General features: G+C 61.2%; 20 protein-coding genes. 18 read left to right on the top strand and 2 right to left on the bottom strand.

The features are described from left to right. The 8 genes from tkt to gph are packed head-to-tail and all read left to right on the top strand — an operon-like array spanning position 1 to position 8,040. A complete protein-coding gene (gene tkt / locus EN990_RS05350; protein WP_013532054.1) occupies positions 1-2,013 on the top strand; it encodes a transketolase in 2,013 nt (670 codons plus the stop codon). 11 nt (positions 2,014-2,024) lie between these two features. Next, entirely contained in the window at positions 2,025-3,104 is a 1,080-nt protein-coding gene (gene fba, locus EN990_RS05345) for a class II fructose-bisphosphate aldolase (protein ID WP_013532055.1), read from the top strand. A 21-nt stretch (positions 3,105-3,125) separates the two neighbouring features. After that, positions 3,126-4,619, top strand: coding sequence for a ribulose-bisphosphate carboxylase large subunit (locus EN990_RS05340; protein WP_127388253.1), 1,494 nt, complete (start codon positions 3,126-3,128; stop codon positions 4,617-4,619). 18 nt (positions 4,620-4,637) lie between these two features. Then, positions 4,638-5,072, top strand: a complete 435-nt coding sequence (locus EN990_RS05335) for a ribulose bisphosphate carboxylase small subunit (protein WP_013532057.1) — start codon at positions 4,638-4,640, stop codon at positions 5,070-5,072. 7 nt (positions 5,073-5,079) lie between these two features. After that, on the top strand, positions 5,080-6,018 hold the full coding sequence (gene cbbX, locus EN990_RS05330) for a CbbX protein (RefSeq protein WP_013532058.1): 939 nt from the start codon (positions 5,080-5,082) through the stop codon (positions 6,016-6,018). A gap of 58 nt (positions 6,019-6,076) precedes the next feature. Beyond that, entirely contained in the window at positions 6,077-6,763 is a 687-nt protein-coding gene (gene rpe, locus EN990_RS05325) for a ribulose-phosphate 3-epimerase (protein ID WP_013532059.1), read from the top strand. A 21-nt stretch (positions 6,764-6,784) separates the two neighbouring features. Then, positions 6,785-7,342 (top strand): thioredoxin family protein, encoded by a 558-nt coding sequence (locus EN990_RS05320; RefSeq protein WP_127370566.1) that lies wholly within the window; start codon positions 6,785-6,787, stop codon positions 7,340-7,342. After that, positions 7,339-8,040 (top strand): phosphoglycolate phosphatase, encoded by a 702-nt coding sequence (gph, locus tag EN990_RS05315; RefSeq protein WP_127384920.1) that lies wholly within the window; start codon positions 7,339-7,341, stop codon positions 8,038-8,040. Before EN990_RS05320 ends, gph begins: the two co-directional genes overlap by 4 nt. 42 nt (positions 8,041-8,082) lie before the next feature. Here gph and EN990_RS05310 read toward each other — a convergent pair whose 3' ends face one another. Continuing rightward, positions 8,083-8,463, bottom strand: coding sequence for a cytochrome c family protein (locus EN990_RS05310; protein ID WP_024504374.1), 381 nt, complete (start codon positions 8,461-8,463; stop codon positions 8,083-8,085). A gap of 363 nt (positions 8,464-8,826) precedes the next feature. Between EN990_RS05310 and EN990_RS05305 the strand changes: the two genes are divergently transcribed. The 6 genes from EN990_RS05305 to EN990_RS05280 all read left to right on the top strand — a co-directional run bounded on the left by EN990_RS05305 (position 8,827) and on the right by EN990_RS05280 (position 13,565). Then, the gene (locus tag EN990_RS05305) at positions 8,827-9,036 is read left to right on the top strand and encodes a hypothetical protein (RefSeq protein WP_013532063.1); all 210 of its coding nucleotides are present in this window, start codon (positions 8,827-8,829) and stop codon (positions 9,034-9,036) included. A gap of 33 nt (positions 9,037-9,069) precedes the next feature. Further along, a complete protein-coding gene (locus EN990_RS05300; protein ID WP_127384921.1) occupies positions 9,070-10,056 on the top strand; it encodes an ABC transporter substrate-binding protein in 987 nt (328 codons plus the stop codon). Next, the gene (locus EN990_RS05295; protein ID WP_027162619.1) at positions 10,053-10,877 is read left to right on the top strand and encodes an ABC transporter permease; all 825 of its coding nucleotides are present in this window, start codon (positions 10,053-10,055) and stop codon (positions 10,875-10,877) included. The genes EN990_RS05300 and EN990_RS05295 overlap by 4 nt, the downstream gene beginning before the upstream one ends. Next, positions 10,846-11,586, top strand: a complete 741-nt coding sequence (locus EN990_RS05290; RefSeq protein ID WP_064995363.1) for an ATP-binding cassette domain-containing protein — start codon at positions 10,846-10,848, stop codon at positions 11,584-11,586. Before EN990_RS05295 ends, EN990_RS05290 begins: the two co-directional genes overlap by 32 nt. A gap of 34 nt (positions 11,587-11,620) precedes the next feature. Then, on the top strand, positions 11,621-12,583 hold the full coding sequence (locus tag EN990_RS05285; RefSeq protein WP_127368064.1) for a quinoprotein relay system zinc metallohydrolase 2: 963 nt from the start codon (positions 11,621-11,623) through the stop codon (positions 12,581-12,583). Between the two features lie 118 nt (positions 12,584-12,701). Then, entirely contained in the window at positions 12,702-13,565 is an 864-nt protein-coding gene (locus EN990_RS05280) for a quinoprotein dehydrogenase-associated SoxYZ-like carrier (RefSeq protein ID WP_013532068.1), read from the top strand. Between the two features lie 123 nt (positions 13,566-13,688). Here EN990_RS05280 and EN990_RS05275 read toward each other — a convergent pair whose 3' ends face one another. Further along, positions 13,689-14,042 (bottom strand): hypothetical protein, encoded by a 354-nt coding sequence (locus EN990_RS05275; RefSeq protein ID WP_127368065.1) that lies wholly within the window; start codon positions 14,040-14,042, stop codon positions 13,689-13,691. A 686-nt stretch (positions 14,043-14,728) separates the two neighbouring features. Here EN990_RS05275 and EN990_RS05270 point away from each other — a divergent pair. The 4 genes from EN990_RS05270 (at position 14,729) to EN990_RS05255 (ending at position 18,755) form a co-directional block, all read left to right on the top strand. After that, complete coding sequence (locus EN990_RS05270) at positions 14,729-16,630, top strand: methanol/ethanol family PQQ-dependent dehydrogenase (protein WP_013532070.1); 1,902 nt, start codon at positions 14,729-14,731, stop codon at positions 16,628-16,630. A gap of 178 nt (positions 16,631-16,808) precedes the next feature. Continuing rightward, positions 16,809-17,333: a c-type cytochrome, methanol metabolism-related gene (locus EN990_RS05265; protein WP_013532071.1), complete on the top strand. Its 525-nt coding sequence runs from the start codon at positions 16,809-16,811 to the stop codon at positions 17,331-17,333. Next, complete coding sequence (locus EN990_RS05260) at positions 17,305-18,198, top strand: quinoprotein dehydrogenase-associated putative ABC transporter substrate-binding protein (RefSeq protein ID WP_013532072.1); 894 nt, start codon at positions 17,305-17,307, stop codon at positions 18,196-18,198. Before EN990_RS05265 ends, EN990_RS05260 begins: the two co-directional genes overlap by 29 nt. 20 nt (positions 18,199-18,218) lie before the next feature. Further along, entirely contained in the window at positions 18,219-18,755 is a 537-nt protein-coding gene (locus tag EN990_RS05255; RefSeq protein ID WP_338048481.1) for a PQQ-dependent catabolism-associated CXXCW motif protein, read from the top strand. The last annotated feature ends 69 nt before the right edge of the window (positions 18,756-18,824 follow it).

The following is an 18,824-nucleotide window of genomic DNA, read 5'->3' as shown; positions in this document are numbered from 1 at the left end:
ATGACCAGCCAAACAGCACTGAAGCCCGTCACCACAACCGCTCCCGTCTCGGAGCGCGACATGGCGAACGCCATTCGCGCGCTGGCGATGGACAGCGTCCAAAAGGCGAATTCGGGTCATCCTGGCATGCCGATGGGCATGGCCGATGTCGCAACGGTGCTGTTCAACCGCTTCATCAATATCGATCCGTCGAGACCGGACTGGCCCGACCGTGACCGTTTCGTGCTTTCAGCCGGCCACGGCTCGATGCTGCAATACGCACTGCATCATCTGCTCGGCTACGAAGACATGCAGGTCGAGGAATTGCAGCGATTTCGGCAGCTGGGCAGCCGCACCGCCGGACATCCGGAATACGGCCATGCGCTTGGCGTGGAGACCACCACCGGACCGCTTGGACAGGGCATTTCCACGGCGGTCGGCATGGCGCTGGCGGAACGCATGCTTGCCGCCCGCTACGGTGCCGATCTGGTCGATCATCATACCTATGTGATTGCGGGCGACGGCTGCCTTCAGGAGGGAATCAGTCACGAGGCGATAGACCTCGCTGGTCACCTGAAGCTTTCCCGCCTGATTGTCTTCTGGGACGACAATGCGATTTCCATTGACGGGCCGACCTCCCTCTCCACGTCGATGGACCAGCCGGCGCGCTTCAAGGCCGCCGGCTGGGATGTCCAAAGTGTCGCCGGGCACGACATGGCAGCAGTCGCCGCGGCAATCGAGGCGGCGCGACGGTCGGATCGGCCATCGCTGATTGCCTGCCGCACAGTGATCGGCATGGGTGCCCCCAATCTCGGCGGTTCGGAAAAGACGCACGGCGCACCGCTGGGTGAAGCAGAGATCGCCGCGACACGCGAAAACATCGGCTGGGCCCACGCGCCGTTCGAGGTGCCGGATGATATCCTTTTCGCCTGGCGCGAGATTGCCGGTCGCGGCGAAGCGATGCGGCGCGCCTGGGAGCAGCGGCTTGCCGCCTCGCCGCGACGCGAGGCTTTTGAAAACGCCGTCGCCGCCGAACTGGCCGACACGGTCTTCGACGCGCTCGAAGCCTTTCGTCGCGAACATGTCGAGAAGGCAACCAAGGTGGCGACGCGAAAAGCCTCCGAAATGGCGCTGGAGGCCATCAACGGCGCAACGGAATTGACCGTCGGCGGCTCGGCCGATCTGACGCACTCGAATCTGACGATCACCAAGGGCATGAACCGCATTGCGCCGAGTGACTATGCCGGCCGCTACATTCACTACGGCATTCGTGAGCACGGCATGGCGGCCGCCATGAACGGCATCGCGCTGCATGGAGGTTTCGTGCCCTATGGCGGTACGTTCCTGTGCTTCGCCGATTATGCGCGCGGCGCGATGCGGCTCTCGGCGCTCATGGGCCAGCGCGTCATCTATGTGATGACACACGATTCCATCGGCCTCGGCGAGGACGGCCCGACGCACCAGCCGGTCGAGCACCTTGCGATGCTGCGTGCGACGCCTAATCTCAACGTCTTCCGTCCGGCGGATGTCATCGAAACGGCGGAGTGCTGGGAACTCGCGCTGAAGAGCAAGGATCGGCCGAGCGTCCTGGTGCTGTCGCGCCAGAACCTGCCGATGCTGCGTCGGTCGCACAGTGACGAGAACCGCTCCCGCCAAGGTGGCTACGTCCTGCGCGAACCAGCCGAGCACCGTGCCGTCACCCTGATCGCCACCGGCTCGGAGGTCGAGATCGCGGTTGCTGCCGCCGAAAGGCTGGAGACCGAGCATGGTGTCGCCGCCGCCGTCGTGTCGATGCCGTGCTGGGAGCTTTTCGAGGAGCAGGAAAGCGCCACCCGCAAGGCCGTCCTCGGCTCGGCGCCGCGCGTCGCGGTCGAAGCGGCAGCCCGGCTGGGCTGGGACCGCTGGATCGGCGAGACCGGCGCTTTCGTCGGCATGACCGGCTTCGGCGCCAGCGCCCCTGCCCCCGACCTCTACCGGCATTTCAACATCACGTCCGAAGCGGTTGCTGCAGCGGCGCTGAAGCTCATCATCTAGGAGGATTCACAATGGCTCGCATCACCCTTCGCCAGCTTCTCGACCATGCCGCCGAGCACGGCTACGGCGTACCGGCATTCAACATCAACAACATGGAACAGGGCCTCGCCATCATGGAAGCGGCCAAGGCCTGCGACGCGCCTGTCATCATCCAGGCTTCGCGTGGCGCCCGATCCTATGCCAACGACATCATGCTGGCCAAGATGATGGAGGCGCTGACCGAAATCCACCCAACCATCCCGCTATGCATCCATCAAGACCACGGCAACAGCGAGGCCACCTGCCTTTCCGCGATCCGCCACGGCTTCACCTCGGTGATGATGGACGGATCCTTGATGGCGGACGCCAAGACGCCGGCAAGCTACGACTACAACGTCGCCATAACCGAACGCGTCGCACGTATGGCGCATTGGGTCGGCGCTTCCGTCGAAGGCGAACTGGGCGTGCTCGGCTCGCTGGAAACCGGCCAAGGCGAGGCCGAGGATGGCCACGGCGCCGAGGGCGCGCTCTCCCACGACCAGCTCCTGACCGATCCCGATCAGGCGGTCGACTTCGTGACCGCAACCCAGGTCGACGCGCTGGCGATTGCCTGCGGCACCTCGCACGGTGCCTACAAATTCACCCGCAAGCCGGACGGCGACATCCTGGCCATGCAGGTGATCGAGGCGATCCACGAGAAGCTGCCCAACACGCATCTGGTCATGCACGGCTCTTCCTCTGTGCCGCAGGAGTTGCAGGACATCATCAACAGATACGGCGGCGAGATGCCCCAGACTTTTGGCGTCCCGGTCGAGGAGATCGAGCGCGGCATCCGCTACGGCGTGCGCAAGGTCAATATCGACACCGATTGCCGCATGGCCATGGCCGGGCAGTTCCGCCGCGTCGCGACGGAAGACCCGCGCGAGTTCGATCCCCGCAAATTCCTGAAGCCCGCCATGGATGCCTTGCGCGACCTTTGCCGGGACCGCTTCGAGCGTTTCGGTACGGCGTCCAACGCCTCGAAGATCAAGGTCATCGCCATGGACGAGATGGCGAAACGTTACGCCGCGGGAAAACTCGACCCCCAAATCGCAACCGCGAAAGCCGCCTGAGCAACAAACAGGAGACCTGTCATGAACAAGATCGACATACTGCCAGCGGGGACGCTCAAGGAAGGCAAGGAGCGCTACAAGTCAGGGGTCATCCCCTACAAGAAGATGGGCTACTGGGAGCCTGACTACAGGCCCAAGGAAACCGATCTGATCGCCATGTTCCGGATCACGCCGCAACCCGGTGTCGACCACGAGGAGGCGGCAGCCGCCATCGCCGGTGAATCCTCCACCGCGACGTGGACCGTGGTGTGGACCGACCGGCTGACAGCTTGCGAGCTCTATCGCGCCAAGGCGTTCAGATCCGAGCCGGTGCCGAACACCGGTCCCGGAACCAAGACCGAGCAACAGTACTTCGCCTACATGGCCTACGACCTCGACCTGTTCGAGCCGGGCTCGATCGCCAACCTGACCGCATCGATCATCGGCAATGTGTTCGGCTTCAAGGCAGTCAAGGCGTTGCGGCTGGAAGACATGCGTATCCCGGTGGCGTATCTCAAAACTTTCCAGGGGCCGGCGACCGGCATCGTGGTGGAGCGTGAGCGGCTCGACAAGTTCGGCCGGCCGCTGCTCGGCGCAACGACGAAGCCGAAGCTCGGCCTGTCGGGACGCAATTACGGGCGCGTCGTTTATGAAGCGCTGAAGGGCGGCCTCGACTTCGTCAAGGACGACGAGAACATCAACTCGCAGCCCTTCATGCATTGGCGCGACCGCTTCCTCTACTGCATGGAGGCCGTGAACAAGGCGTCGGCCGCCACCGGCGAGGTCAAAGGCCATTATCTCAACGTCACCGCCGGCACGATGGAGGAGATGTACGAGCGCGCCGAATTCGCCAAGCAACTTGGCTCCTGCATCGTCATGATCGACCTCGTCATCGGCTACACGGCGATCCAGTCGATGGCCAAGTGGGCACGCCGCAACGACATGATCCTGCACCTGCACCGTGCCGGCAACTCGACCTATTCGCGCCAGAAGAACCACGGCATGAATTTCCGCGTCATCTGCAAATGGATGCGCATGGCCGGCGTCGACCATATCCATGCCGGCACGGTGGTCGGCAAGCTGGAAGGCGACCCGCTCATGATCAAGGGATTTTATGACACGCTGCGCGAGGAGCGCACGCCTCAGAACCTCGAAACCGGGCTGTTCTTCGATCAGGAATGGGCCTCGCTCAACAAGGTGATGCCCGTTGCCTCGGGCGGCATCCATGCCGGCCAGATGCACCAGTTGATCCACTATCTCGGCGAGGACGTCATCCTGCAGTTCGGCGGCGGCACGATCGGCCATCCGGACGGTATCCAGGCAGGCGCGACGGCCAATCGCGTCGCCTTGGAAGCGATGATCCTGGCCCGCAACGAGGGGCGCGATTATTTGCGCGAAGGGACCAAGATCCTCGAACAGGCGGCCAGATGGTGCACGCCGCTGAAGGCTGCCCTGGAGACCTGGAAGGACGTCACCTTCAACTACGAATCGACCGACACGGCCGACTTCGTGCCAACCGCAACGCCCAGCTTCTAGACGAAAGGAACCGTCGTCATGATGACCAATCCGGGAAACAAGGTCACACAGGGGCAGTTCTCGTTCCTGCCCGACCTGACCGACGAGCAGATTTCGGCGCAGATCAAATACGCGCTGAAGAACCATTGGGCGGTCAGCGTCGAGTACACGGACGATCCGCATCCGCGAAATACCTATTGGGAAATGTACGGCAACCCGATGTTCGACTTGAAAGATCCGGCGGGCATACTGCTCGAGGTCAATGCTTGCCGGAAAGCCTGTCCGAACATGTATGTGCGGGTGACCGCCTTCGATTCGACCAAGGGCTGGGAAGCGCCGCGCATGTCGTTCATTGTCAACCGGCCGCCCAGCGAACCCGGGTTCCGGCTGCTGCGCCAGGAGCGTGACGGCCGCAGCCAGGGTTATTCGATCGTGCCTTATGCGACCGACAGGCCCGAGGGCGAGCGGAGCTAGCCGAACCATGCTGAACGCGATGACAAAGGACGCTGCCGCACAGGACGCGACGGTCGATCTGCAGGCCGAGTTCGAGGCGTCCAACATCGACGAGGTGATGGACAAGCTCGACCGAGAACTCGTTGGCCTGAAGCCGGTCAAGACCCGCATCCGCGAGATCGCCGCCCTCCTCCTGGTCGACCGGCTTCGCCGCAGGTTCGGACTGACATCGGGCGCGCCGACGCTGCACATGAATTTCACGGGAAATCCTGGCACCGGAAAGACCACGGTGGCGCTGAGGATGGCCGAAATCCTGCATCGTCTGGGTTATGTCCGCGAAGGCCACATGGTCGCCGTGACTCGCGACGATCTCGTCGGCCAGTATGTGGGCCACACCGCGCCCAAGACCCGCGAGGTGATCAAGCGTGCCATGGGCGGCGTGCTTTTCATCGACGAGGCCTACTATCTCTACAAGCCAGAGAACGAACGCGACTACGGCCAGGAATCGATCGAAATCCTGCTGCAGTGCATGGAGAACAACCGTGACGATCTGGTTGTGATCCTTGCCGGCTACAAGAACAAGATGGACCGCTTCTTCGACAGCAATCCCGGCATGCGTTCGCGCATCGCCCACCACCTCGACTTCCCCGACTATGGCGTCAGCGAACTGAAATCGATCGCCGAGATTATGCTCGCGGAGCAGAATTATCGCCTCAGCGAGGCGGCGTCCCAGGCGCTCGAAGAGTATCTTCCGATCCGCATGAGGCTGCCGCATTTCTCCAACGCGCGTTCGGTTCGCAATGGGCTTGACCGGGCGCGGCTGCGGCAGGCTAACCGGCTTTTCGCATCGCGCAGCCGGGTGTTGACCAAGGCCGATCTTATCACCATCGAGGAATCCGACATTCGCGGCAGCCGCGTGTTCGCGGAAGGGAAACTGGAAGGCGAACCGGAGACGAAGATGCGCTGACAGGACGAAGCGGCCGGCGCAGCGACCAACACCGCAGACAGAATTGGAGACGACGACCATGGTCACCGGGACAATCATCGCACCCTCCGTGCTTTCCGCGGATTTCTCGCGGCTCGGCGACGAGGTCGAAGCTGTCGTGCGGGCGGGTGCCGACTGGATCCATCTCGACGTGATGGACGGCCACTTCGTGCCCAACATCACCTTCGGTCCGCCGGTGATCAAGGCGATCCGCGACCGAACGGACAAAATCTTCGACTGCCATCTGATGATCGCGCCGGCCGACCCCTATCTGGCCGCCTTCGCCGACGCCGGTTGCGACATCATCACGGTGCATGCAGAGGCCGGGCCGCATCTCGATCGTTCCCTGCAGGCGATCAAAAATCTCGGCAAGAAGGCCGGCGTATCGCTGAATCCTTCGACGCCGGAGAGCGTCATCGAGTATGTGCTCGACAGGCTCGATCTGGTGCTTCTGATGACGGTCAATCCAGGCTTCGGCGGCCAGGCCTTCATTTCCGCGGTCATCGAGAAGATCAGGCGAATCAAGGCATTGGTTGGCCACCGCCCGATTGACATCGAAATCGATGGCGGCGTCACGGCCGAAACCGCCCCGCTGGTCGCCGCGGCCGGCGCCAATGTGCTGGTCGCCGGGTCGGCCGTGTTCAAGGGAGGCGCCGAGGCGGCCTACCGCGCCAACATTGGAACCATCCGACAGGCGGCCGACGGTGCGATCCGGAAAGCCGCGTAAACCATTTCATCGGAGGCAAGCATGGCGGCCGTTCCCCCTGTCTGCGATTTCGGCTGGCGCGCGATCGATGCCGTTTTGCCCGGCGTCGACGGCAGGTCGCATTCGATCCTCAGCCAGGCCGGCCCGAATGGCCTGGTCGTGGCCTTCATCTGCAATCACTGCCCTTATGTGAAGGCGGTGATTTCACGTATCGTGCGCGATGCCAACGACCTCAAGGCCGAAGGTATCGGCTTTGTCGCAATCAACTCGAACGATGCCGACACCTACCCGGAGGATTCCTTCGAGCAAATGAAGCTCTTCGCCACGACGAACGGCTTCAGCTTCCCTTACCTGCACGACCAGCGCCAAACTGTAGCGCGCGATTACGTGGCGGTGTGTACTCCCGATTTCTTCGGGTTCAACAGCGAGTTGGGATTGCAATATCGCGGTCGGCTGGACGCCTCGCGACGAGAAGCCGGAGCGCCCGGGCTGAGACGCGATCTGTTCAAGGCGATGAAGCAGGTTGCCCGAACCGGCGACGGGCCGCTGGACCAGGTCGCCTCGATCGGCTGCTCGATCAAGTGGAAGGATGACGCATGAACGTCGGCGCAGGTAGGCCGCTTCGATCGCCGAAGGCGATCCTGTTCGACCTCGACGGCACGCTGGTCGACTCGGCACCGGACATAGCGGCCGCCGTCAACGAATTGCTGGCCAGCCGCGATCTGCCGCCGCTGCGCCTGGACCGGGTCAAGGCCATGATCGGCGGCGGTGTCAGGAAACTGATCGAGCGAGCCTTCGCGGCATCGGGAGCGCCACTGCTCGGCAACGCTCTCGATGAGGCAAACCGCGTCATGGCGCCTATCTACCGCCGGCACCTGACCGGCCTGACAAGGCTGATGCCTGGCGTCAGGGAGGCCCTCACCCACTTTCATTTGGGCGGAGTAGGCATGGGGGTGGCAACCAACAAACCGCAGTTGGCGACCCGCGAAATCCTGCTTCATTTCGGATTGACGGAATATTTCGGTGCGATCGTCGGCGGAGACGCGGTGACATACCTGAAACCGGCGCCCGATGCCCTGCTGCTGGCGTTGGCACAGCTAGGCGTCGACCCGGGTGACGCGCTGCTGGTCGGAGACAGTGGCGCTGACCTGGGCGCCGCACGCGCCGCCGGCATGCCCGTCATTCTGCTGCGTGGCGGCTACAGCCACATTCCGGTGGAAGAGCTTGGCGCCGATCTTGTTTGCGACAGCCTTTTCGATCTGCCTTCGGCAATGCAGGGGCTGCAAGCCGATGCGTAGGCGAACGCCGGCCGAACGCAAGTTCGAACGGCCGGCGGCGCGCTATTTCGAGAATTGCTTCAGATAGGCGATGACATTGGCGATGTCTTCGTCCTGTTTGAGGCCGACAAACGCCATCTTTGTTCCTTTGACCATGGCCTTGGGATCGTGAAGGTAAGTCTTCAGCGTGGGTTCATCCCATTTGACGCCGGACTTGCCTGCCGCGACCATCGCCTGAGAATAGCTGAACCCCGGGTGCGTGCCGGCTGTTCGGCCGATGACGCCGTTCAACGACGGGCCGACCTTGTTCTTGTCCTGGTCGGCGACATGGCAGACCTTGCATTTGGCGAAGACCTTCTCACCCGCCGCCGCATCCTGTGCCTGGGATTGGCTCGCGATGAAGGGCACAACGGACATGACTGCGAAAAATGCGATTGCGCGCATGGTATTTCCTCATTGATCGTCTGGGTGCCCTGGACGATTTGCGCATGCCGATCCTTTGATCCGTCGGCATGCGCCTTACGCGGTGGCGTGGAAATTCCGCTTCTCCCGTGGAGCCGCGCCGCGTCACCTGGAAGCTAATCGGCATGTTGTGAAAGTCAATCGTACAAAGGTTTAGAGGCCTGGGTGCTCAAGGATTCTGCCCATTCGTCTTTGTTGACGACTATCGGGCGAGCGCGTAGCTTGACCTCATTCCGGTTTCTCCATTGGCACCTTGAGAAATCCGGCAAGTGGCGGTTTTGTCCTGGCTCCTGGTTGGGCTGGACTCGCCGAGATGGGCGTTTGGGAACGCGCAAGAGGTGCTGAATGGACATGGTCGATCTCATATTGACGGTTTGCCTCAGCGCCAATCCGAGCAATTGCCGAGACGAACATCTCTATTTCGAGAGCCGCGGCACCCTGTTCCAATGCATGTTCCTTGCCCCCAGCGAAATCGCGAAATGGTCTCAAGAACACCCGACCCTCAAGGTCATGCGCTGGAAATGCGCATTTCCGAGCAAGGAACGAGCCATCTGATTTGGCAGCGCGGAACCCTGGGGAGGAGGTGTCATGATGGTTTCACGGCGCATGACGTTGCGTCTGGCGGTTCTCGGGACAGCCGCTGTTCTTGCTACCAGGCCAGCCGTTGCGGCAGCCAGGATTCGCCTCGGTGTGCTGAAGTTTGGAACCGTGAGTTGGGAACTCGATACGCTACGGCAGCACAAGTTCGATGCCGCGAACGGGATCGATCTGGAGATCATCGACTTCGCCGGCGAGGATGCAACCAGCGTCGCGATGCAGGCTGGCGCGATCGACATGATCGTCTCCGACTGGCTGTGGGTCTCGCGCCAGCGCTCCGAAGGCGGCGACCTCACATTGTTCCCCTATTCCACCGCCGTGGGCGCGATCATGGTGAAGGAGGGTTCACCGATCCGGACGGTCGCCGATCTCAAGGACAAGAAGATCGGCGTCGCCGGCGGCCCGCTCGACAAGAGTTGGCTGCTGATACAAGCGCTGACCAGACGCGATCTCGGCGTCGACCTGTCGGCAACCAGCGACATCGTCTTTGGCGCGCCGCCGCTGATTTCGGAAAAGGCGATACAGGGCGAACTCGATGCAGTGCTGAATTTCTGGCATTTTTGCGCCCGTCTCGAGGCCAATGGCTTCCGTCGATTGATCGGCGTGAATGACGCGGCAAAGACGCTTGGGGCTCTGGGACCCGTGTCGGCGCTCGGTTACGTCTTCCATGACCAATGGGCGAACGAGAACCCCGATGCCGTCAGGGGGTTCGTAAGGGCGTCCGCGCAAGCCAAGGACTTGCTGGCCAGATCCGATGACGAATGGCTGCGCCTGGCGCCGATCATTCGCGCGGAAGGCAAGGAACTGGAAAAACTGCGCGATCGCTATCGTCAGGGCATTCCCAGACGGTCGGTCGCCGAGGAAGCGGCTGACGCCGGCAGGCTATACCATGTGCTGGCGGCGATCGGCGGCGCGAAGCTGGTCGGCAGCGCGCCGGAGATGGCGCCCGGCACATTCTGGCAGGAACCCTGGAAATGACCGCATCGGAAACCGACGGCACGCGTGATGCCCCGCCGAGCATGTCCGGCCGACGCAGCCTGGCGACGGCACTGGCGCCCGCGCTGACCGTAGCGGTTTCCCTGCTCGGGCTTTGCCTGCTGTGGAACCTTGCGGCAGGCGTCTGGCCAAGCCGTGCCTTTCCAGGACCTGGGCAGGTCTGGCAGGTGCTTCTCAGGGAGGCTGCGAGCGGCGACCTCTTTTACCATCTCGGCGTGACCCTCGGCCGGGTCGCCGCAGCATATATCGTCGCAATGATCATCGGATCCGTCATCGGCGTTTTGCTCGGCAGCTATCGTCGCGTCGACCGTTTTTTCAACCCGTGGGTGATCCTGTTCCTCAACATCCCGGCGCTGGTGGTCATCGTCCTCGGCTACATCTGGTTCGGCCTCAACGAGGCGGCGGCGATCGGCGCGGTGGCAGTGAACAAGATCCCGAATGTCGTGGTGACGATGCGTGAAGGCGCCAGGACGCTTGATCCAAGCTACGCCGAAATGGCCACCGTCTATCGCTTCGGCCGCCTTGATCGCATCCGCCATATCCTGCTGCCGCAATTGCAGCCCTATCTTGCCGCCGCGTCGCGATCCGGCATCGCCCTCATCTGGAAGATCGTCCTGGTCGTCGAACTGCTCGGCCGCTCGAACGGTGTCGGCTTCCAGATCCATCTCTATTTCCAGCTTTTCGATGTCGCCGCCATTCTTGCCTACACGCTGGCTTTCGTGGCGGTGATGCTTGTCATTGAACTTCTCCTGGTGCAGCCCGTTGAACGACATGCAACCCGTTGGCGCCGTCGTCCCGCTTAAGGTCGACATCGCCGAAAAGACCTTCAGGTCCGCGCGAGGCGTCTCGATCACGGCGCTTCAGGACCTTTCCTTCGAGGTCCGGCAAGGCGAATTCGCCTGCTTGCTTGGACCGTCGGGCTGCGGCAAGACCACGACGCTGCGTATCCTGCTTGGCTTGGACAAAGACTTTTCCGGCTCCTTCCAGTTGCCGCAAGGAGGTTCGAACCGCATCGCCGCCGTATTCCAGGAACCGACCCTGCTGCCGTGGCGAACGGTGGAGCAGAATGTCAGGCTGGCGTTGCCGAAAAGCTTGAGGGCGAAAAATCTCGACGGGCTGTTCGACACGCTCGGCCTCGCGGCCATGCGCTCGCTCTATCCTGCCGAACTGTCGCTCGGCCTTGCGCGCAGGGCAGCACTTGCCAGGGCTTTCGCCACGGAGCCGGCGGTGCTTTTCCTGGACGAACCCTTTGTCTCGCTCGACGAACAGACCGCCGAGCGGCTTCGGCATCTGCTTTTGACCGTGTGGTCGGAACGGCCCACGACCGCCTTGATGGTGACGCACAATCTACGCGAGGCACTGATGCTCTCGGACCGCATCATCGTGCTCGCGCCGCGGCCAACCCATGTGCTCGGCGTGTTCGACGTACGGTTGCCACGGCAACATCGCAATTCGCAGGTGATGAGCGACCTTCTGCGGTCGTTCCATCATAGATTTCCGGACGTCACCTGATCGCCTGCAGGTGAAATGCATATCGGAGGCCTTCATGTCGATCGATCGGCTAAGACGCAGGCTTGTGCGTGGCTTCGCCTGTACCGCCGCCAGCGCCGCCTTGATGCCGTGCTGCCTCGGACGAGCCGCGGCTGGCAACCTGGGATTCTCGCTCAGGCAGATCGCCGACGGCGTCTTCGCCTTCCAGGGCACGGATGAATTGATGACCGCCGCCAACGACGGTGCGATCTGCAATCTGGGCGCCGTCATCGGTACCGATGCGGTTGCCGTCATCGACAGCGGTGGCAGCCTGATCGAGGCGCACGCCTTTCTCGCCGCGATCGGAAAGGTAACCGCAAAGCCGGTTCGCTTCCTGGTCAACACCCACATGCACCCCGACCACATCTTCGGCAATGCGGCATTCCGGGAGATCGGCGCGACCATCGTCGGTCACCGCAATCTGCCGCGCGCCCTCGACGCGCGTGGCGCGTTCTATCTGCACAACTATCGCGAACAGCTTGGCGAGGCGCTGATGGAGGGGGTCGAGATCGTGTCGCCGACCAGGCTGGTCGACGATCACCTGCAACTCGACCTCGGCGGGCGCACGATCGAACTGCGGGCATGGAAGGCGGCGCACACCGACAACGACCTGACCGTATTCGATACCACGACCAGAACGCTCTTTGCCGGCGATCTGGTGTTCATGGGCTCCTTGCCGACGCTCGACGGATCACTGCTTGGATGGCTCCGCCAGATGGATGCACTCACCGCGATCGACGCCGCGCGCGTCGTTCCAGGTCATGGTCCTGTAACGGCCGACTGGCCACAGGCACTGGCGGGGGAGCGACGCTATTTCGAGGTTCTGGCGCGCGATATCCGCAAGGCGATCGCCGACGGAACGCCGCTGCGCGAAGCAGTCAAAACCGCAGGCGGAAGCGAACGGGACAATTGGCACCTGTTCGACGATTACAACGAGCGCAACGCAACGGCCGCATTTGCCGAACTCGAATGGGAATAGACGACGCCGACATGCGCTAGGCGGCCGCAAAGCACGGCGATTTGCCAAGGCGTCGCCAAAGGCTTATCCTCAACGCCAGCCTGGGCACCACCTCTCTTGCATTGGTGGAGGCATCGAAATGCAAAATCAAGCTTACTCGAGCCGGCAGCTCGCCTTGCCGCTCGCATCCGTTTTCGCCGCGATCATCTTGACCATCGGCACGTTGCTCGGCTCCTCGGGAGCCGCCAACGCACAGCAAACAACCGCGTCCTCGGATAGAATCTGGCATGACTTGAAGGGCGACGTGTTCGGCGATCGGGCAATTCTGGTCGATACCGGCGTCGTCAGGATCGAAGCACCAAAGCGGGCGCAGGATGCCGCCATCGTGCCCGTCGACATCTATCTCGATCCAGCCAAGGCGCCAGACGGCATCAAATCCGTTACCTTGATCATCGACGCGAACCCTGCACCGGTGGCGGCAACGTTCCAGCTCGGCAAGGATGCCGGCGTGACGCATCTGTCGACGCGCGTGCGCGTCAACGACTATTCCTATCTGCGTGCCATCGCTGAGACGCAGGGTGGTCAACTCCATATGGTACAGACCTTCGTCAAGGCGTCAGGTGGCTGCTCCGCCCCTGCGGTCAAGAACCAGGACGAGGCCAACGCGACAATGGGTCAGATGAAGCTGCGCCAGTTCCCGCCCAAAGAGACGATGACCAAGACCGAGGAACTGCAGTTGATGATCCGGCACCCTAACAATTCGGGGCTGCAGCGGGATCCGCTGACCCAATATTTCATACCGGCGCATTTTGTCCAGAAACTGTCGATCTCCCAAGCCGGCCGGCCGATCCTCTCCATGGAAGGTGGAATATCGATTTCGGAAGATCCCAACTTCCGATTCGATTTCACCGTGCACGGCAAGGGCGAAATCCAGGTTGAAGCGATCGATACGGACGGCAAAACATTTCGCAATCAGTGGCCGCTCGAGACAGCGGGACTCTGAAGTCTCGATATCTTGCGCTGGACTGCCGGTGCTTGCCACTTGATCCCGAAAATGGAGCTCGTTCGGGAAGATCACGCCCAGGCAGAGGACGAAGCTCCATCCGGCTTCCGGATGGAGCAGGCTCTAAAAGCAGCGCACGTCGGCTTCCGACTGCGCGCGCTTCAATTCGGTACGGGCTGCCTTCGCCGGTGCGCTTTCGCGAAACAGCCCCGCGCTTTCGCCTGTGGTCAAAGACATGCTCTTGAAAGTCTCGGCTCTCTCATAGTGGTCGTAGGGAAGGATCGAGGCGATGACGTCGATCGAGCAGGAACAGCTTTCCAGCGCCTGACGTGTCTGGCCGTTCGTCTGCATGCAGCCGAGCACGTAGTCGGCGATCGTTGCTGTCGGGTAATCACCCGCGGCGCCCGCCGGGTTTGCGAAGGCCAGCGGCCCGGCAAGGAGCAGCGGCAAAGTCGAAAATCCAACATATCTGATCACGGGAAAACCTCCGGTTAGCCTAGGCGCGATGCGCCCAGTCGGGATCACCGTGGCAGTTGGCAACGTGCAGCAGAGTCAGTCAAGCGCCCATGGCTTCCGTATGCGACCAAAGGAGGAATGCGGGGCTTGTCGACCGTGGTTCCGCATGGCGGCTCCGTGGCCTGCTCCACGCCCCGACTCCAACGATCATCTCATGCTTGGCCCACTATCGATTCCCAATGGAGCACGCGCATGACCATGCCGAGACATCGAAGCGAATACCTCCAAATAAAATCAAAGCTTAGGCGAAATGTAAAAATCAACAAATAACTAAATTTTATGTGCCCCATCGTTATTTCGCGGTCATAAATACTTTATCTAACAAATACCGTCCTGCTTATTTTCTTATATTGCACCGCATCATTTACGATATTGCGGTGCAAAAACACCAGCAGGCTTTTTTGCTTGCCTAGCCTTTTACGATGACATAGCCTCACCCTGTTTCCGGCTTCAAGGGCGTCACCGTCATTAGGGAGCGGCGACAGTCTTTCGTAGGCCAAGGTGAGGTGGGCAGTAACGGTGCCCTCTGCACATCTGGCTTAGGTCGTGACACGCTGCCGGAAATATTTCCCCCCCGTGAATCGCTTGGGCAAGCCCTTGTGGGCTCAGCAAATGATTCATCACTATGAACCTCGGGAGGAATTCGGATGCGTGTACTTACGAAAGCTACCTATATTCTAACCACTGCGGCGTTTCTGTCGCTCGGCGCGGCCTATACGGCGTCGGCTAACGAGGACCTTGCAAAGCTGGCTTCGGATTCGAAGAACTGGGCAATGCAGACGGGTGACTACGCCAACACCCGCTATTCCAAACTCAACCAGATTACTGCGGACAATGTGAAGAACCTGCAGGTCAAGTGGACCTTTTCCACCGGCGTGCTACGAGGCCACGAGGGTGGACCGCTTATCATCGGCGATGTGATGTATGTCCACACGCCTTTCCCGAACAATGTCTTTGCGCTCGATCTCAAGAATGACGGGAAGATCCTTTGGAAGTACGAACCCAAGCAGGATCCCAACGTCATTCCGATCATGTGTTGCGATACGGTCAACCGTGGCGTTGCCTATGGTGACGGCAAGATCATTCTCAATCAGGCCGACACCACAGTCGTCGCCCTCGACGCGAAGACTGGCAAGGTCGTCTGGTCGGTCAAGAACGGCGACCAGACCGATGGCGGCAAAGGCGAATCCGGTACGGCTGCCCCCGTCGTCGTCAAGGACAAGGTGCTCATCGGCGTCTCCGGCGCCGAATTCGGCGTTCGCGGCTGGCTGGCCGCCTACAATCTGAAAGATGGCAAACTCGCCTGGAAAGCCTATTCGGAAGGTCCGGACGCAGACACCCTGATCGATCCCGAGAAGACCACGCAACTCGGCAAGCCGGTTGGCAAGGATTCCGGCACGAACACCTGGGAAGGCGAGCAGTGGAAGACCGGCGGCGGCACGACATGGGGATGGTATTCCTATGATCCCAAGCTGAACCTGGTCTATTATGGCACCGGCAATCCCTCGACGTGGAACCCGGTCCAACGCCCCGGCGACAATCGCTGGTCGATGACGATCATGGCCCGCGATGCGGATACTGGTGTTGCCAAATGGCTCTACCAGATGACCCCGCATGACGAATGGGACTATGACGGCATCAACGAGATGATCCTCGTCGATGGCATGGAGGTCAACGGCGCCAAGCACGACGTGCTGGTGCATTTCGATCGCAATGGTTTTGCCTACACCATGGATCGCGCCACCGGCGACCTTCTCGTCGCCAAGAAATACGATCCGGCCGTGAACTGGGCGACCGAAGTCGTCATGGACCCCAAGAGCGAACAGTATGGTCGCCCGCAGGTCGTGGCGAAATATTCGACCCAGCAGAACGGCGAAGACACCAACTCGACGGGCATCTGCCCGGCGGCGCTTGGAACGAAGGACCAGCAGCCGGCGGCCTATTCGCCGAAGACCGGGCTGTTCTATGTCCCGACCAACCATGTCTGCATGGACTATGAGCCTTACAAGGTGAGCTACACCGCCGGTCAGCCTTATGTTGGCGCCACCGTGTCGATGTATCCCGCACCTGGCGGCGACGGCAACATGGGCAACTTCATTGCCTGGGATGCGGCCAAGGGCGAGATCGTCTGGTCGAAGCCCGAGCAGTTCTCGGTGTGGTCGGGCGCGTTGGCGACAGATGGCGACGTCGTCTTCTACGGTACACTCGAAGGCTACATCAAGGCGGTCGATAAGGACGGCAAGGAACTCTACAAGTTCAAGACCCCGTCCGGCATCATCGGCAACATCACGACCTACGAGCAGGGCGGCAAGCAGTATATCGCCGTTCTGTCGGGCGTCGGTGGATGGGCTGGTATCGGCCTGGCAGGCGGCCTGCTTTCGCCTGACAACGCCGCTGCCTGGCATGGCGCCGTCGATCAGGGCCGCGCGCAAGGCGACCAAGCCGCTGTCGTTGGTACAGCTGGCCTGGGTGCCGTCGGCGGCTACGCGGCACTTGCCGACTACACGACGCTGGGCGGTCAGCTCACCGTCTTCGGTCTCCCGGATTGATGCGCTGGGAACCTTGAGCATGCCTCAGGTCTTGTGAGACCAAAGGCTTGAAGAACGAGAGCCCGGACATCCGGAAGCCATGGCCGGGCTCTCGATTCGGTTACGCACCCAAAAACACCGATCAATGCCGGTCGCGACAGCAAAACCGTGTCCATTGGCAAATGAAGGAAGCGTTTGAATGTCCGTTCGCATTGTAATTTCGGCTTTCGTGCTGGCTCTGTTGCCTCTGGCAAGCTCGAGCCTCGCCCGGGCCGACGACAGCATGGAAAAAGCCAAGGCGGTAAAGGAAGAAGGCGGCAAGTATTTGGATGCGGATGGAAATCCGACCTACAAGATCGAAAACGGAACCGTCGATTGGTACACGTTCAGCGGCTACCGCCGGTATCATTCCGATTGCCATGTCTGCCACGGACAGGACGCGACAGGTTCGAGCTATGCGCCGGCTTTGGTCAACAGCCTGAAAACCATGGATTACGCCACATTCCTCTCGATCGTCGCCGAAGGCCGCAAGAATGTCGGCGGCGGCAAGGAAAACGTCATGCCTGCCTTTGGCGACAACAAGAACGTCTATTGCTACCTGGACGATCTCTACGTCTATCTGCGCGCGCGCGCGGATGGCGCGGCGCCCCGCGGAAGGCCGCCCAAGCACGAAGACAAGGCCCAGGCGGCGAAGGATGCCGAAGCATCCTGCATGGGTGGATGACATGATCGGCCGCGATGCATTGAAGCTGCGCGTCGTTCTGCCGATCCTCGGCACACTCGCCTTGCTGCCGTCGAACGCGCATGCGCAAAGCGCCGGCCTTGGCGCGGCGGGAGAACTGGTCGACCCTGACATTCTGCGCGTCTGCGCCGATCCCTCGAATATGCCCTTCACCGACAAGAGCGGCGAAGGCTTCGAAAACAAGCTGGCCGAACTGGTTGCCGCGAAAACCGGGCGCAAGTCCGTCTCCTACACCTGGTTTCCCACGATCACCGGCTTCGTGCGCAATACGTTGGGGGCCAACCGATGCGACATCATCATGGGCTATGCCCAAGGCGATGAGCTGGTGCAGAACACCAACGCCTACTATCGCTCCGCCTATGTGCTGGTGCATCCGAAAAGCCACGATATGGAAGGCGTGGAAACGATCGAGGATCCCAGACTCACAGGCAAAACGATCGGCGTCGTTGAAAGCACGCCGCCAACCGCCAACATGGCCGCCAACAAGCTTCTACGGACCGCCAAGATCTATCCGCTTGCGGTGGATACGCGCGTCACCCCATCAATGGGGGAGGTCATGATCAAGGACATGCTGGCACACAAGATCGATGCGGCGGTGCTGTGGGGACCGATGGCAGGTTACTACGCCAAGGAACTCGGAGCTGATGTGACGATCGTTCCACTGGTGAAGGAAAAAACCGGCTCGCGCATGTCTTACCGCATCACCATGGGCGTACGTCCGTCGGACCAGGAATGGAAGCGGACGCTCAACCGGGTGATCAGGGAAAACCAGGCGGAGATCACCAGGATCCTGCTGAGCTACAACGTGCCGCTGATCGACGAACACGACAACCTGATTACCCAATGAATGGAAGGGAGACTATTTTCGTGCTGGTCGCCGCGAGCCTTCTGGGTCTGGCCGAGCCGACATGGGCTGGCGACATCGCCGAACCCAGCGGTTTCCGGATGGACGACTATCGGGCGCCGGTGCCGCGGACGCTGCAAGGCGCGAGGGTGGTGACGACGGTGGAAGCGGAAGCGCTGTGGCGAGCGAAAAAGGCGATCTTCTTCGACGTGATGCCGGACACGCCCAAACCGGCCAATTTGCCGGCAGGGACGATATGGAGAGACAAGGTCAGAAAGGACATTCCAGGCAGCATATGGCTGGCCAATGTGGGATACGGCGCTATTTCGCAGGAGACCGCCAGCTATTTTCGCCAAGGCCTCGCGGCCAAGGCCGGGACGGACAAGTCGCGCGCGATTCTGTTCTACTGCATGACGAATTGCTGGATGTCGTGGAATGCGGCGAAACGGGCCGTCCAGTGGGGCTACAGTTCAGTAATCTGGTATCCGCTCGGCGCCGATGGGTGGGAAGATGCAAACCTTCCACTGGAGGAGAAGAAACCCTACGCAACGAACAATTGAAATAAGGACTGCAATTATTCTCGATAGTTTGTTTTCAATTTTTCAAAACCTATTGTTTCATTTGTCCAT

Origin of the sequence: Mesorhizobium sp. M7A.F.Ca.US.005.03.1.1 (assembly GCF_003997975.1) — a bacterium.
Classification (GTDB): Bacteria; Pseudomonadota; Alphaproteobacteria; order Rhizobiales; family Rhizobiaceae; genus Mesorhizobium; species Mesorhizobium ciceri.
This window is presented reverse-complemented; position numbering and strand designations above follow the sequence as displayed.